The organism is Streptomyces sp. NPDC005533 (genome assembly GCF_042871845.1).
GTDB lineage: Bacteria > Actinomycetota > Actinomycetes > Streptomycetales > Streptomycetaceae > Streptomyces.
Genome location: NZ_JBIAJH010000045.1, coordinates 37,681 through 52,081, shown reverse-complemented (window position 1 = coordinate 52,081; position 14,401 = coordinate 37,681). Strand labels below are relative to the sequence as shown.

14 protein-coding genes are annotated in these 14,401 nt (G+C 69.1%); 5 read left to right on the top strand and 9 right to left on the bottom strand.

The features are described 5' to 3' along the window. Positions 1-126: 126 nt before the first annotated feature. The 7 genes from ACFYP3_RS31290 to ACFYP3_RS31260 form a co-directional block, all read right to left on the bottom strand. Positions 127-1,518: a nucleobase:cation symporter-2 family protein gene (locus ACFYP3_RS31290; protein ID WP_388839860.1), complete on the bottom strand. Its 1,392-nt coding sequence runs from the start codon at positions 1,516-1,518 to the stop codon at positions 127-129. 383 nt (positions 1,519-1,901) lie between these two features. Next, a complete protein-coding gene (locus ACFYP3_RS31285; RefSeq protein ID WP_376613133.1) occupies positions 1,902-3,305 on the bottom strand; it encodes an 8-oxoguanine deaminase in 1,404 nt (467 codons plus the stop codon). 190 nt (positions 3,306-3,495) lie between these two features. After that, positions 3,496-4,419 carry a factor-independent urate hydroxylase gene (gene pucL, locus ACFYP3_RS31280; RefSeq protein ID WP_361769801.1) on the bottom strand — a complete coding sequence of 308 codons (924 nt, stop codon included), beginning with the start codon at positions 4,417-4,419 and terminating at the stop codon, positions 3,496-3,498. A gap of 1 nt (position 4,420) precedes the next feature. Continuing rightward, a complete protein-coding gene (gene uraH / locus ACFYP3_RS31275; RefSeq protein WP_388839855.1) occupies positions 4,421-4,810 on the bottom strand; it encodes a hydroxyisourate hydrolase in 390 nt (129 codons plus the stop codon). Positions 4,811-4,818: 8 nt separating this feature from the next. Beyond that, positions 4,819-5,334 (bottom strand): 2-oxo-4-hydroxy-4-carboxy-5-ureidoimidazoline decarboxylase, encoded by a 516-nt coding sequence (gene uraD / locus ACFYP3_RS31270; RefSeq protein WP_376613137.1) that lies wholly within the window; start codon positions 5,332-5,334, stop codon positions 4,819-4,821. 154 nt (positions 5,335-5,488) lie between these two features. Further along, complete coding sequence (locus ACFYP3_RS31265) at positions 5,489-5,884, bottom strand: helix-turn-helix domain-containing protein (protein WP_030715200.1); 396 nt, start codon at positions 5,882-5,884, stop codon at positions 5,489-5,491. Further along, positions 5,881-6,132, bottom strand: coding sequence for a hypothetical protein (locus tag ACFYP3_RS31260; protein ID WP_388839851.1), 252 nt, complete (start codon positions 6,130-6,132; stop codon positions 5,881-5,883). Before ACFYP3_RS31260 ends, ACFYP3_RS31265 begins: the two co-directional genes overlap by 4 nt. Before the next feature lie 125 nt (positions 6,133-6,257). Here ACFYP3_RS31260 and ACFYP3_RS31255 point away from each other — a divergent pair, with 125 nt between their 5' ends. The 3 genes from ACFYP3_RS31255 to ACFYP3_RS31245 all read left to right on the top strand — a co-directional run bounded on the left by ACFYP3_RS31255 (position 6,258) and on the right by ACFYP3_RS31245 (position 9,734). Then, entirely contained in the window at positions 6,258-7,091 is an 834-nt protein-coding gene (locus tag ACFYP3_RS31255; RefSeq protein ID WP_361947596.1) for a TIM barrel protein, read from the top strand. A gap of 75 nt (positions 7,092-7,166) precedes the next feature. After that, positions 7,167-8,066, top strand: coding sequence for a 2-hydroxy-3-oxopropionate reductase (locus ACFYP3_RS31250; protein ID WP_388839848.1), 900 nt, complete (start codon positions 7,167-7,169; stop codon positions 8,064-8,066). 210 nt (positions 8,067-8,276) lie between these two features. Then, positions 8,277-9,734, top strand: a complete 1,458-nt coding sequence (locus tag ACFYP3_RS31245) for a catalase (RefSeq protein WP_388839871.1) — start codon at positions 8,277-8,279, stop codon at positions 9,732-9,734. Positions 9,735-10,087: 353 nt separating this feature from the next. Here the strand turns inward: ACFYP3_RS31245 and ACFYP3_RS31240 are convergent, their stop codons facing one another. Beyond that, positions 10,088-10,462 carry a hypothetical protein gene (locus ACFYP3_RS31240; RefSeq protein ID WP_388839845.1) on the bottom strand — a complete coding sequence of 125 codons (375 nt, stop codon included), beginning with the start codon at positions 10,460-10,462 and terminating at the stop codon, positions 10,088-10,090. 324 nt (positions 10,463-10,786) lie between these two features. Continuing rightward, on the bottom strand, positions 10,787-12,574 hold the full coding sequence (gene gcl / locus ACFYP3_RS31235) for a glyoxylate carboligase (RefSeq protein ID WP_388839842.1): 1,788 nt from the start codon (positions 12,572-12,574) through the stop codon (positions 10,787-10,789). Between the two features lie 266 nt (positions 12,575-12,840). Between gcl and ACFYP3_RS31230 the strand changes: the two genes are divergently transcribed. Further along, entirely contained in the window at positions 12,841-13,782 is a 942-nt protein-coding gene (locus ACFYP3_RS31230; protein WP_388839839.1) for a hypothetical protein, read from the top strand. Between the two features lie 92 nt (positions 13,783-13,874). After that, complete coding sequence (locus ACFYP3_RS31225) at positions 13,875-14,363, top strand: glutathione peroxidase (RefSeq protein ID WP_388839836.1); 489 nt, start codon at positions 13,875-13,877, stop codon at positions 14,361-14,363. The last annotated feature ends 38 nt before the right edge of the window (positions 14,364-14,401 follow it).

Genomic DNA, 14,401 nt, shown 5'->3' with positions numbered 1-14,401 from the left:
GGGGGCGCCCGGCCCGCCGCGCCCCCCCCCCCCGGCGGCCCCCGGGGGGGGGGGGGCGGCGCGGCCCCCCCCCCCCCCCCCCCCCCCCCCCCCCCCCCCCCCCGCCGTAGGGTCCGGCGGGGCCGGTCAGTGCACCGGCACCGGGTCGGGTGCGGCTGCGACGGCCGCGTCCTTCTTGGCGCCGAGGTGGTTGAAGGCCAGGTTCAGCAGGATGGCCACCACGCAGCCGGTGCTGATGCCGGAGTCGAGGACGACCAGCAGGTCCTTCGGGAAGGCGTGGTAGAAGTCGGGCGCGGCGATCGGGATCAGGCCGATGCCCACGGAGGCGGCGACGATCAGGGCGTTCTCGCCCTTCTCCATGGCCGCGCCGGCCAGGGTCTGGATGCCACTGGCGGCGACCGACCCGAAGAGGACGATCCCGGCGCCGCCGAGGACCGGCAGGGGGACCACGCCGATGACGGAGGCCGCCATCGGGCACAGGCCCAGCAGGATCAGGATGCCGCCGCCCGCGGCGACCACGAACCGGCTGCGCACCTTGGTCATGGCGACCAGCCCGATGTTCTGGGCGAAGGCACTGCACATGAAACCGTTGAACAGCGGGCTGAGCGCGCTGCCCAGGGTGTCGGCGCGCAGGCCCCCCTCGATGGTCTTCGCGTCCGCCGGACGGCCGACGATCTTGCCCAGCGCCAGGATGTCGGCGGTGGACTCGGTCATGCAGACGAGCATGACGATGCACATCGAGATGATCGCGGCGACCTGGAACTGCGGGGCGCCGAAGTGGAACGGGGTCGGGAAGCCCACCACGGACGCGTTCTTGACGGCGTCGAAGCTGGTCATGCCGAGCGGCAGGGCGATGAGCGTGCCCGCGACCAGGCCGAGCAGGATGGAGATCTGCTGGAGGAAGCCGCGCAGGAACTTGCGCATCAGCAGGACTATGACGAGGGTGACGGCCGCCATGCCGATGTTCTTCATCGAGCCGTAGTCGGTGGCGGTGCGGTTCCCGCCCTGCGACCAGTTGAAGGCGACGGGCAGGAGCGAGACGCCGATCAGGGTGATGACCGTGCCCGTGACCACGGGCGGGAAGAACCGGACGAGCTTGCCGAAGTAGGGGGCGGCGAAGAAGCCGAGGACTCCGGCGACGATGATCGCGCCGAAGATGACGGGGATGGCGTTGTCCCCCTCACCCTTGCCGATGGCGATCATCGGGGTCACACCGGCGAAGGAAACGCCGTTGACGAAGGGGAGTTTGGCGCCGATCTTCCAGAACCCGAGGGTCTGGAGGAGGGTGGCGAGGCCGGCGGTGAAGAGCGAGGCGCCCATCAGGAAGGCGGTCTCGGTGGCGGAGAGCCCCACGGCAGGGCCGACGATCATGGGCGGGGCGACGACACCCGCGTACATCGCGGCCACGTGCTGGAGACCGCTCGTGAACATTTTCAGCGGGGGCAAGGTCTCGTCGACCGGGTGTTTCTCCCCGGAGACCTGCGGTACTGCGACTGCGTCTTTGCGAAACCTGGGCATTGCGGCCACGGCTTCCTCCGGTCGGGTAACACGTCGGCAGGGACGTGGGTGTCTTGGAGGTGGTGCGAAAGGAGTGCGAGTCGAGCCTGTATGGAGTTGTGGGTGGTGCGACTACGTGTCCCAAGAGGTGCAGAAACGATTCGCCCGAGACCGGTTCCGCGCTGTGGTCCAGCCGCGGGGGCTGGAGGTGCCGTGGCCATGGCGCGAAGTGCGCGCGGCAGCGCAAGTGGCACGAGTCACCGCCCCCGGGGGCGCCCTCGGATTTCCTCGGGCGCTACCCGGGAACGGCTGCCGCGGACCCCGCTCGGGTCCGCGACCGCCGGCCGGGGGCCGTCCCCCCCGGCCGGACTTCTGGGTACCTCCCAGCGGTAGCCGGGGGAGGGTCAGGCCTGCGCGGAGATCCGCGCCAGGCGCTGGGCCTCTTCCCGGGTGGACACCGCGATGGCGTCCTCGTCGGCGAAGAGGAGGCGGTTGTTCTCGACGATCTGCTTGCCGTTGACGAACGACGCGGTCACCGGGGCGGCTGCACCGAAGACCAGCGCGGTGACCGGGTCGGCGATCGAGGAGTGCAGGAAGGTGCTCAGGTTCCACAGCACCAGGTCGGCGCACTTGCCGACCTCCAGCGAGCCGATGTTGTCGGCGCGGCCGAGGACCTGGGCGCCGCCGTGGGTACCGAGGCGCAGGGCCTGGCGCGCGTTCAGGGCGCGCTCGCGGTGGACCGGGTTCAGGCGGTTGATGAGGAGCGCGTTGCGCAGCTCGGTGTGCAGCTCACCGGACTCGTTGGAGGCGGTGCCGTCCACGCCGAGGCCGACCGGGACTCCGGCGGCGAGCATGTCCGGGACGCGGGCGATGCCGGCGGCCAGACGGGCGTTGGAGGACGGGCAGTGCGCGACACCGGTCTTGGTCCGGGCGAACGCGGCGATGTCGGAGTCGTTCATGTGGACGCTGTGCGCCATCCACACGTCCTCGCCGAGCCAGCCGGTCGACTCGAAGTAGTCGGTCGGGCCCATGCCGAACAGTTCCTTGCAGAACTGCTCTTCCTCGACGGTCTCGGAGCCGTGCGTGTGCATGCGCACGCCCAGGCGGCGGGCCAGCTCGGCGCCCTGCTTCAGCAGCTCGGTGGAGACCGAGAAGGGGGAGCAGGGGGCCACGGCGACCTGGGTCATCGAGTCGAAGGAGGCGTCGTGGAACTTCTTCACGGTCGCCTCGGTGTCGGCGAGCGCACCCTCGAGGGTCTCGACGGCGTGGTCCGGAGGCAGGCCGCCGTCCTTCTCGCTGCGGTCCATGGAGCCGCGGGCGAGGGTGAAGCGGACGCCCATCTCGGAGGCGGCGCGGATGATCGAGCCGGAGAGGTCGCCGGAGCCCTTGGGGAAGACGTAGTGGTGGTCCATCGCGGTGGTGACGCCACCCTTGGCCATCGCGGCGAGGGAGCCCTGCGCGGCCGTGTACGTCATCTGCTCGTCGATGCGCGCCCACGTCGGGTACAGCGCGACCAGCCAGTTGAAGAGGTTGTGGTCGGTGGCCAGACCACGCGTGATCCACTGGTAGAAGTGGTGGTGCGTGTTGACCAGACCGGGGGTCACGAGGTGCCCGGTGCCGTCGATGCGGCGTACGACGTTCTCGAGGTTCTCGGGGGCCTTGCCCGCGCCGATCGACTCGATCTTGTTGCCGGCGACAACGATGTGACCCGAGGCGTACTCGGTGTCGTTGGCGTCGACGGTCGCGATCGCACAGTTCTCGATGACGATGCGCTCGACCGCGCTGTCAGGGGCTGCCGATGCTGCCATGGGACTTCCTCGTGCTTTCAGTGGCGGTATGGGCACGGCAAGGCCCAGGAGATTTGAGTGCCGGAGCCGGGGGCCTTGACAGCTGACAGTACTGCCGCCCCGAGTGATGCGTCCGGGTGCCGATTCAGGAAGCTGCGACGTGTCGCACGGTCCCGGGGCCACTGCGGAGCCCCGGGACGCGCGTGCCGCATCAGAGGTTGGTCATGTCCACGGGGATACGGGCGTCGACGCCGTCCCGGAGAACAGTCGCCTCGATCAGACCGTACGGACGGTCCGCGGCGAAGTAGACCTCGTTGTCGTTCTTGAGGCCGAAGGGCTCAAGGTCCACGAGGAAGTGGTGCTTGTTCGGCAGCGAGAAGCGGACCTCGTCGATCTCCGAACGGTGGTTGATGATGCGCGAACCCATCTGGTACAGGGTCTGCTGGAGCGACAGGGAGTAGGTCTCCGCGAAGGCCTGCAGCATGTGCTTGCGGGTCTCGGCGTAGGACTTCTCCCAGTTCGGCATCCGCTGGTCGTCGTCCGACCAGCTGAAGCGCCAGCGGGCCGACACCTGGGTGGCGAGGATGCGGTCGTACGCTTCCTTCAGGGTCGTGTACTTGTCCTTCACGTAACCCCAGAACTCGGAGTTCGTGGAGTTCATGACGACGAGGTCCTTGAGGCCGGAGATGACCTCCCAGTTCTTGCCGTCGTACGTGATCTGGGTGACCCGGGTCTCGCCGCCCTCGCGGACGAACGAGTGGTTCACCTCGTCGGAGCCGATGAACTTGGAGTTGGCGTCCGAGGTGGCGATCCGGGACCAGGCGTACTCCTCGATCCGGATGCGCGCCTTCTGGATCGGCTCCTGGCTGTTGACGAACCAGCGCGCCAGGTGGATGCCGAACTGCTCGGCGGACTCGATGCCGTACTCCTTGGCGAACGCGTACACCGTGTTCTTGGTGGTGTCCGTCGGCAGGACGTTGGCGTTGGAGCCGGAGTAGTGGACGTCGTCCATGTCGCCGGAGAGGGCGACCGAGACGTTCAGGTCCTTGATGTGGTGCGTGTCGCCGTCCCGCGTGATCTTGACGACGCGGTTCTCTGCTTTGCCGTACTGGTTCTGGCCCAGAATCGTGGCCATGCTAGCTCCCTCGGTAAACGGAGTAGCCGAACGGGTTGAGCAGCAGCGGTACGTGGTAATGCTCGCCCGGGTTCACCGCGAAGGTGATGGTGACCTCGGGGAAGAACGCACCGCTGTCCCTTACGCGGGGGGCGTCCTGCTGCGCCTCGGCTTGCTTCTTCGAAAAGTACGTCTCGGTCTCGAAGTCGAGACGCACGTGGGTGGTGCCCTCCGGCAGCGCCGGCAGGTCCTTGCAGCGCCCGTCCGCATCGGTGGCGGAGCCGCCCAGGGCCGCCCACTCGCCGTCCGGACCCGTACGGGCCGACAGGGAGATGGCGACGCCCTCGGCGGGCTTGCCGATGCTGGTGTCCAGGATGTGCGTGGACACCGACGCGGTGGTCTCGGTGCTCATGATCGGTCTCACTCTCCTTCAACGAGTTCGACGAGGCGGGTCAGGCGGATCTTGTTGATCTTGACGAGCTCGCCGCGGGCGATTTCCCGCTCCCGCTCCGGCGAGTTGTCGATCCGGACCTTGACCGCGTCCCGCATGAACTCACCGGTCGCACCGGTGGCGCAGATGAGGAAGACGTGGCCGAACTTCTCCTGGTACGCCAGGTTCAGTTCGAGGAGCTCGTTCTTGAGCTCCTCCGAGGCGCCGGCCATGCCACGCTGCTCGCGGGCGGAGGTCGGGTCTCCCGGCTTCGGCCGGCCGATCGGCGCGTGGCCTCCCATCGCTTCGCCCAGGTCCTCCGCGGTGAGCTCCGCCATGGCGGCTTCGTTCGCGGCGAACAGGGACTCTGCGGTGGCGAAGGGGCGCTGGGCGAGCATCTTGCTCCCCCACGCCGAACTGGCGCACACCTCGTGCAGCTCGGCCGTGGCCGCGCTGTCGTCCAAGGTGTTGAACCGGGTGAGACCCGGGGTCGGACTCGAAGTCACGGTAGGCCTCCGTGGCCTGTTGTTGCTTTGACGGGCTGCGCATAGCTAACGCCCTCGACAACACGGCGTCAACACTTTGTTGAAACTTCCCGTACACAAAAGCCGCCGCCCGGGTGAATTGGGCGGCGGCTCGTCACTACGGGTCAGCAGTCTTTCACTCTTGGCTGCTCTTGGCGCTGCCTTTGGGGCCGGAATCCCGGTTCAAGTAGTTGTAGACCGTGAAACGGCTTACGCCCAGGGCGCCCGCGACCGTTTCCACACCGTGCCGCACGGAGAAAGCGCCCCGCGCCTCCAGTATCCGCACCACGTCCTGCTTGGACTTCCGGTCGAGCTGCGACAACGGTACGCCGTGCCGGCGCTCCAGGGCCGCCAGGATGTGGTCGAGCGAGTCCGAGAGCTGCGGCAGGCGCACGGCCAGCAGGTCCTGACCCTCCCAGCTGAGCACGACGTCGTCGGGCTGCGCCAGGGCCGGGTCCATCAGCTCGCCGCCCATGGCGTCCACCAGCGGCTTGACCGCGGTGACGAAGGGGTGGTCGCGGGGCTCGGTCATGGGGTGTCCTCCCCGATCACGTTGACCTGGAGCGAGACGCGCGTGGCCCCGGCCTCCAGGGAATCGCGCAGCAGCGCCCCCACCGCGGCCAGCACCTGGTCGGCCCCGCCCTCGGCGGTGTTGCCGAACGGACCGACGTCCACCGCGTCCAACCGGGCCTTCTGGATGACCTCACGCGCGGCCACGGCATGGGCAGGAGCCTCTTCGAGGTCGAAGGGCTCGGTCGTGAACTCCACTCTCAATCGCACGCGGTCAAGCTACCCCGCGGTCTCGTTTTTTCGGCAGTCCGTACTTGACATCCGGGACAAGCCCGATGCAGTCTTCCATCAAGCAGAAACTAACTTCCGCAATACGGAAGGAGCGCACACCCCTCATGGGATACACGGACCAGCGCTTCGATGTAAACCTTTCGATCCTCTTCACGGAACTCCCGCTCCTGGAGCGTCCCGCGGCTGCTGCCGCGGCGGGCTTCACGGCGGTCGAGCTGTGGTGGCCCTGGATCGAGACCCCCACCCCCGCACAGGAGGAGCTCGACGCCCTCAAGAAGGCTCTTGAGGACGCCGGCACCCAGCTGGTGGGCCTGAACTTCTACGCCGGCCAACTGCCGGGCCCGGACCGCGGTGCGGTCTCGGTTCCCGGTGAGGAGTCGGAGCGCTTCAACGCCAACATCAACGTGGCCGCGGACTTCGCGGCCTCGGTCGGCTGCAAGGCGCTGAACGCCCTGTACGGCAACCGCGTCGAAGGCGTGGACCCGGCCGTCCAGGACGAGCTCGCGCTGAAGAACCTGGTCGTGGCGGCCCGGGCCGCGGACCGCGTCGGCGCGATCCTCCTGATCGAGACCCTCAACAAGCCCGAGTCGCCGCTCTACCCGCTGGTGAGCGCCCCGGCCGGCATCGAGGTAGTGGACAAGGTGAACGAGGCCACCGGCCTCGGCAACGCCAAGTTCCTGCTCGACCTTTACCACCTGGCGATGAACGATGAGGACCTCTCCGAGGTCATCGAAAAGTACGCCGCCAAGACCGGACACGTCCAGATCGCGGACAAGCCCGGACGAGGTGCCCCCGGCACCGGTGAGCTGCCCCTCGAGGAGCTGCTCGACCAGCTGAAGAAGGCCGGATACGAGGGCTACGTAGGCCTGGAGTACAAGGCCGCCGACGCTGCCGCGTCCTTCGCATGGCTGCCGGCCGAGGCCCGCGCCGCGAAGTAGGCGGACAAAGTCCAGGCGATCAGCCAGGCACGTCACGAACTTTTCGTACAAAGCATTAAGAGAAGGACCCTCATCATGAGCAACCCCACTGCGCTCCCGTCGATTGCCTGGATCGGGCTCGGCATCATGGGCTCCCCCATGGCCGAGAACCTCCTGAAGGCCGGCTACTCGGTCACCGGTTTCACCCTGGAGCAGGACAAGCTGGACCGCCTCGCCGCCGCCGGCGGCTCCGCGGCCGGCTCGATCGCCGAGGCCGTCAAGGACGCCGACGTCATCATCACGATGGTGCCCGCCTCCCCGCAGGTCGAGGCCATCTCCTACGGCGAGAACGGCATCCTCGAGAACGCCAAGTCCGGCGCGCTGATCATCGACATGTCGTCGATCACCCCGCAGACCTCGGTCGACCTCGCGAAGAACGCCGCCGAGAAGGGCATCCGCGTCCTCGACGCCCCGGTGTCCGGCGGCGAGGCCGGCGCCATCGAGGCCGTCCTGTCGATCATGGTGGGTGGCGAGCAGGCCGACTTCGACGCCGCTCTGCCGATCCTCGAGGCGCTCGGCAAGGTCATCGTCCTGTGCGGTCCGCACGGCTCCGGCCAGACGGTGAAGGCCGCCAACCAGCTCATCGTCGCGGTGAACATCCAGGCGTGCGCCGAGGCCGTCGTCTTCCTCGAGAAGTCCGGCGTGAACCTCCAGGCCGCCCTGGACGTCCTCAACGGCGGTCTGGCCGGCTCCACGGTCCTGACCCGCAAGAAGGACAACTTCCTGAACCGCGACTTCAAGCCCGGTTTCCGGATCGACCTGCACCACAAGGACATGGGCATCGTCACCGACGCCGCCCGCAACGTCGGTGCGGCTCTCCCGGTCGGCGCGGTCGTCGCCCAGCTGGTCGCCTCGCTGCGCGCCCAGGGTGACGGCGGCCTGGACCACTCCGCCCTGCTCCGCGCGGTCGAGCGCCTCTCCGGCGCTCAGATCTGAGCACATCCCCTCTTCAGGGGATCCGAGTCTCCGGATGGCGCCGGTGCTGACACCTGTCCTGTCGCGCCCAAGTGCCGGCGCCGTCCGGATCACCACGCGCCTTTTCAACTTCGTTCAACAAACTGTTGACGTTTAGTTGCCGCCGAAATTAGGCTGTTCCGCATGACGGAAGACGCTTTCCGTCAGCAGTTACCCGTACGGAAGGTCACCATGTCGAAGCGCACGCTGACGACCGAGTCTGGCGCCCCGGTCGCCGACAATCAGAACTCCGCCACCGCCGGCGTCGGTGGCCCGCTCCTGGTCCAGGACCAGCAGCTCCTCGAGAAGCTTGCCCGCTTCAACCGTGAGCGCATCCCGGAGCGCGTGGTGCACGCCCGCGGCTCCGCCGCGTACGGCTACTTCGAGGTGACGGACGACGTCACCGCGTACACCAGCGCCGCCTTCCTGAACACGGTCGGCAAGAAGACCGAGACCTTCCTGCGGTTCTCCACCGTCGCCGACTCGCTCGGCGGCGCGGACGCGGTCCGCGACCCGCGCGGCTTCGCCCTGAAGTTCTACACCGAAGAGGGCAACTACGACCTCGTCGGCAACAACACCCCGGTGTTCTTCATCAAGGACCCGATCAAGTTCCCCGACTTCATCCACTCCCAGAAGCGCGACCCCTTCACGGGCAAGCAGGAGCCGGACAACGTCTGGGACTTCTGGGCGCACGCCCCCGAGGCGACGCACCAGATCACCTGGCTGATGGGTGACCGCGGCATCCCGGCGTCGTACCGTCACATGAACGGCTACGGCTCCCACACGTACCAGTGGACGAACGAGCAGGGCGAGGCCTTCTTCGTCAAGTACCACTTCAAGACGAACCAGGGCATCCGCTGCCTGTCGGGCGAGCAGGCCGCCGAGCTCGTCGGCAAGGACGCCAACTCGCACCAGACCGACCTGCTCCAGGCGATCGAGCGCGGTGTGAACCCGAGCTGGACCCTCTACGTCCAGATCATGCCCGCCGCCGAGGCCGCGGACTACCGCTTCAACCCGTTCGACCTCACCAAGGTGTGGCCGCACGCCGACTACCCGCTGCAGCGCGTGGGCCGTCTGGTCCTCGACCGCAACCCGGACAACGTCTTCGCCGAGGTCGAGCAGTCCGCCTTCTCCCCGAACAACTTCGTCCCGGGCATCACCGCCTCGCCGGACAAGATGCTCCAGGGCCGCCTCTTCGCGTACGCCGACGCCCAGCGCTACCGCCTCGGTGTGAACCACACCCTGCTGCCGGTCAACGCCCCGAAGGCGACGAAGGCCGACAACTACGGCCGCGACGGCGTCATGGCGCTGCGCAACGGCTCGCGCCACGACAAGAACTACGAGCCCAACTCGTACCAGGGTCCGGCCGAGACCGGCCTGGCACTGGGCGCCCCGAAGGCCGTCTCCGGCTACACGGGCACCCACGAGGCCCCGGCCCACACCAAGGACGACGACTTCTTCCAGGCCGGTGAGCTCTACCGCCTGATGTCGGAGGCCGAGAAGCAGCGTCTGGTGGCGAACATCGCCGGCGGCCTGTCTCAGGTCACCCTCGAGGACGTCATCGAGAAGAACCTGGCTCACTTCCACGCCGCGGACGCCGACTACGGCCGTCGCGTCGAGGAGGCCGTGCGCGCCCTGCGCGACGCCTGAGCCGCACAGCTGTACCGGGGGCCTGACGGGAGGTCAGGCCCCGGGTGCTGAGCCCGACCCGTGGACCCGGATGAGGGGTGGTACGCGGCGAGGGCAGGACGAGGACCGTGGCGGGCGTGCGAGCCAGTGCGGTGGTAATGGGTTCCGAGGCCCGTCTCTTGACCTGAGGGAGACGACGCCGGAGTTCTCGTCGCCGACCGCCACGGTCCCAGCCAATCCTCTCCGTACAGGGGCTACGCACAGAGCCCCCTGCACGCGGAGGAACACACCTCCCCAACCGACTCCGCCCGGCGGTGCGAACGTCCTGTCGCGCCAGCCTCGCACCGTCGGGCGGTAACAACCAGAGCGCCGAGTCACGGACGGTCCCGTGACTCGGCGCTTTGTCGTTGTCCCGTTCCGGCCGGACGGGTCCGGACGGTCGGGCCGTCCTCGGCGCCTTCGGGACGGCGTGCCGCGATCCGCACCATCGGGGCGCCGGTGGTGCAGGAGTACGGGCTGCGGGTGAGCTCGGCCGGCAGGTCCTCGCGCCGCGTGCGGAGTTGCCGGGTGATGCGGTGGATTCCGCCGCCGCCGCCCGCCGTACGCGAGGGCCACGGCCGGTACGCCGACCAGCATGCGGTCGGGGGTGCGGAGGCGAGGACGACGGTCTCCGGGGCGCGGCCGCGGGCGTCCGTGGAGGCCTCCAGGACGGCCGGGTCGGCACGTATCCGGTGCTGGCCCCTGGACACGGCGGAGGCCGCCTACGACGCCCGGGCGGCCGGCCTCGCCCCTCCGCACACCACACTGCTGGACGCCGCGGGGCGGCTGACCGCCCTGGTGGAGGGACCGAGGGCCTCAGGGAGCGCCGGCTGAGGGGCTTCCCGTCCTGTCCCCCGAGCGGGCGCCCGCGCGCTGCTGACCGGGGCTCGGGACGCGGTGCTCATGCGCGGCCGGGGGCCGGGACCGGCTGGTCGCCGAAGGGTCCCGGAACGCGGAACGACCCCCGCTCCTCCTGACGGAGGGACGGGGGTCGCCGTGTACTGCCTGACGGGCTGACGCGCCCGACGTGTCGATCAGACCTGGAGGGCCTTGATCGCGGTCGGGGCGTGGCCCGGCTCGGTCGCGAGCTCCTCGAACTCGGTGACGTCGCTCATGTCGACCGTCTTGCTCATCGCGATGTTGGTGACGCGCTCCAGGATCGCCTCGACGACGACCGGGACCTGGAACTCCTGGGCCAGCTTCTTGGCCTCCTCGAAGGCCTCGCCCAGCTTGTCCGGGTCGGTGACGCGGATGGCCTTGACGCCCAGGCCCTCGGCGACCTTGACGTGGTCGACACCGTAGACACCCAGCTCGGGGGTGTTGATGTTCTCGAACTCGAGGTTGACCTCGAAGTTGATGCCCAGGCCGCCCTGCGCCTGGCGGATGAGGCCCAGGTACGCGTTGTTCACGAGGACGTGGACGTAGGGGACCTTGTGCTGCGCGGCGACCGCGAGCTCCTCGATCATGAACTGGAAGTCGTAGTCGCCCGAGAGCGCGACGATCGGGGTCTGCGGGTCCGCGGTGGCGGCACCGATGGCGGCCGGGATGGTCCAGCCGAGCGGGCCGGCCTGGCCGCAGTTGATCCAGTGGCGCGGGCGGTAGACGTGCAGGAACTGCGCGGCCGCGATCTGGGAGAGACCGATGGTGGTGACGTAGCGGGTCTCCGGGCCGAAGACCTTGTTCATCTCCTCGTAGACGCGCTGCGGCTTCAGGGGGATGTTGTCGAAGTGCGTACGGCGCTGCAGGGTGGCCTTGCGCTCCTGCGCCGAGGCGGCCCAGGCGGAGAAGTCCGGCAGCTTGCCCTCGGCCTTGAGCTCCTTGGCGATCTCGATGAAGAGCTCCAGCGCGACCTTGGCGTCGGAGGCGATGCCGAAGTCCGGGGCGAAGATCTTGCCGAGCTGGGTGGGCTCGATGTCGACGTGGACGAACTTGCGGCCCTTGGTGTAGGCGTCGAGGTTGTAACCGGTGTGACGGTTGGCCCAGCGGTTGCCGATGCCGAAGACGAAGTCCGACTCCAGGAACGTCGCGTTGCCGTAGCGGTGGGCGGTCTGCACACCGACCATGCCGGCGGCCAGCTCGTGGTCGTCCGGGATGGTGCCCCAGCCCATCAGGGTGGAGATGACGGGGACGCCGGTCAGCTCGGCGAACTCGACCAGCAGGTCGGAGGCGTCGGCGTTGATGATGCCGCCACCGGCGACGATCAGCGGGCGCTCGGACTCCAGCAGGAACTGCAGGGCCTTGGCGGCCTGGGCGCGGCTGGCCTGCGGCTTGTAGACCGGCAGCGGCGTGTAGGTCTCGGGGTCGAACTCGATCTCGGTCAGCTGGACGTCGATCGGCAGGTCGATCAGGACCGGGCCGGGGCGGCCGGAGCGCATCAGGTGGAAGGCCTCCTGGAACACGCCGGGAACCTGCGCGGCCTCCAGGACGGTCGTGGCCTTCTTGGTGACGGGCTTGGCGATCGAGGCGATGTCGACGGCCTGGAAGTCCTCCTTGTGGAGCTTCGAGACCGGAGCCTGACCGGTGATGCACAGGATCGGGATCGAGTCGGCGATCGCGGAGTACAGGCCGGTGATCATGTCGGTGCCGGCCGGGCCCGAGGTACCGATGCAAACACCGATGTTGCCCGCCTTGGCCCGCGTGTACCCCTCGGCCATGTGCGAGGCGCCCTCGACGTGGCGGGCCAGCGTGTGCGCGATTCCGCCCACGTTCTTGAGCTCGCGGTAGAACGGGTTGATCGCAGCACCGGGCACGCCGAACGCTTGTTCGACACCCTCGAGCTTGAGGATCTCAACTGCAGCGGCGGCGGCTGTCATACGAGGCATCAGGTTCTCCTGCGGGTCTGGCGGTCAGGCTTTTCCGTCATCCGGAAGTTTTGTTCTGCTATACGGAACAAGCTAAGCGGCGGCTCCGTCGACGTCAAGGCAGTAGGGGACCCCGGAACCCACCAAAAGCCGCTTCTCGCTCGGTGAGTTGCACAAATGACCGATCCGGCGACCCGAATCCGCTGGAAACGGGGTGCGCTCTCGCCCCCGCGGTCGCCGGTGGTGGAGCATGGACCTACGCACAGCGACGAGGGGGTCCAGGTCTCATGGCGGAAGCGGTACCGGTGCGCTGCCCGGCGTGCCTGCGCGACAACGGCTACACCGCACCGGTCTTCCCCTGCGCCTGCGGAAGCCCGGTCAATCCCCCGCTGGACCTGGCCGCGCCGCCGGTGCCGCTGACGCACCGCACCTGGTCGGACAGCTGGGTGGCGGTGCGGTGCACGGCCTGCGGGCGGGAGAGCGAGTGGCCGCAGCCCGAGCTGGGCTGCGGATCGTGCGGGACGGTGGTGCGGATCCCGGTGCACCCGCTGGAGGGAGTCGCACCCGGAGACGGCGGGGCACACGGGGCCGCGGACGCTCCCCCTGGCGCTCCCGCAGGTGGTGCCGGCGCAGGTGACGAGCCCGGGCCGGGGAGGGCCGGCTCGGCGCCAGGCCCGGGCCCGGGCGTCGGCGGCCCGGACCGCGGCCGGTCCGGCCCCCGGCCGGATCCCCGCGAGCCGGGACTCGACCCGCGCGGAGCAGGGCCGACGGGCGGCCCCGCCGACGGGCAGCCCGCCCGCGCGCCCCTCCCGGTGCCGCTGCCGCCGACCGCTCCGCTGCCGCGGCCGGCGTTCCGGCCGGTGACCATCCGTACGGCCCGCGACGCGGTGGCCACGGCCGCGCTGTACCTGCGCTGGCTCGGTTTCCAGGACGTACGCCAGCCCGACGCGCGCCCGATCCCCTCCGCGGCCGTGGACCTGCGGGCTCCGGGACTGGTCGCCCAGGTGGACCCGACGACCGCGCCGGCCGGGCTGCGGGCGGTGGAGTGCGTCTGGCTGAACGGCCTCACCGCTTCGGCGACCAGCGTCTACTTCGCCCTCGCCGGGTACACGGAGGAGGCCCGCACCCGCGCGGACGATCTCGGCATACCTCTGTTCGTCATGGACCTCACCGGGATGCCGCAGCCGGTCAACGACCCGGCGGACGAGCTGGTCGGTTCGGGGACCTAGCTCTGTTCGGGCGTCGGCGTGATCCGCGGGAGGGGCGCTTAAGCTCGTAGGCGTTGCTTGCCTACGTCCTTACGCCTGCCGAGGAGAGCCCGATGAGCCTGTACGACATCCCGCTGACCACCCTGTCCGACGAGCCCACGAGCCTCGCGGCGCACAAGGGCAAGGCGATCCTCCTGGTGAACACCGCCTCGCAGTGCGGGCTCACCCCGCAGTACTCGGGGCTGGCGCGTCTGCAGTTCACGTACGAGGAGAAGGGCTTCACGGTCATCGGTGTGCCCTGCAACCAGTTCGGCGAGCAGGAGCCCGGCAACGCCGAGGACATCCAGACCTTCTGCGCGGCCGGCTTCGGCGTCACCTTCCCCATCCTGGAGAAGTCCGAGGTCAACGGCGAGAACCGGCACCCGCTGTACCAGGAGCTGGTGAAGACCCCGGACGCGGAGGGCGAGGCGGGGGACATCCAGTGGAACTTCGAGAAGTTCCTGATCTCCCCCGCCGGTGAGGTCGTCGCGCGCTTCCGCCCGCGTACCGAGCCCGAGGCCCCCGAGGTCATCGCCGCGATCGAGGCGCACCTCCCGGCGTAGCACCGTCCGGGAGGACGGCGGTACGGGAGGACCGCGGT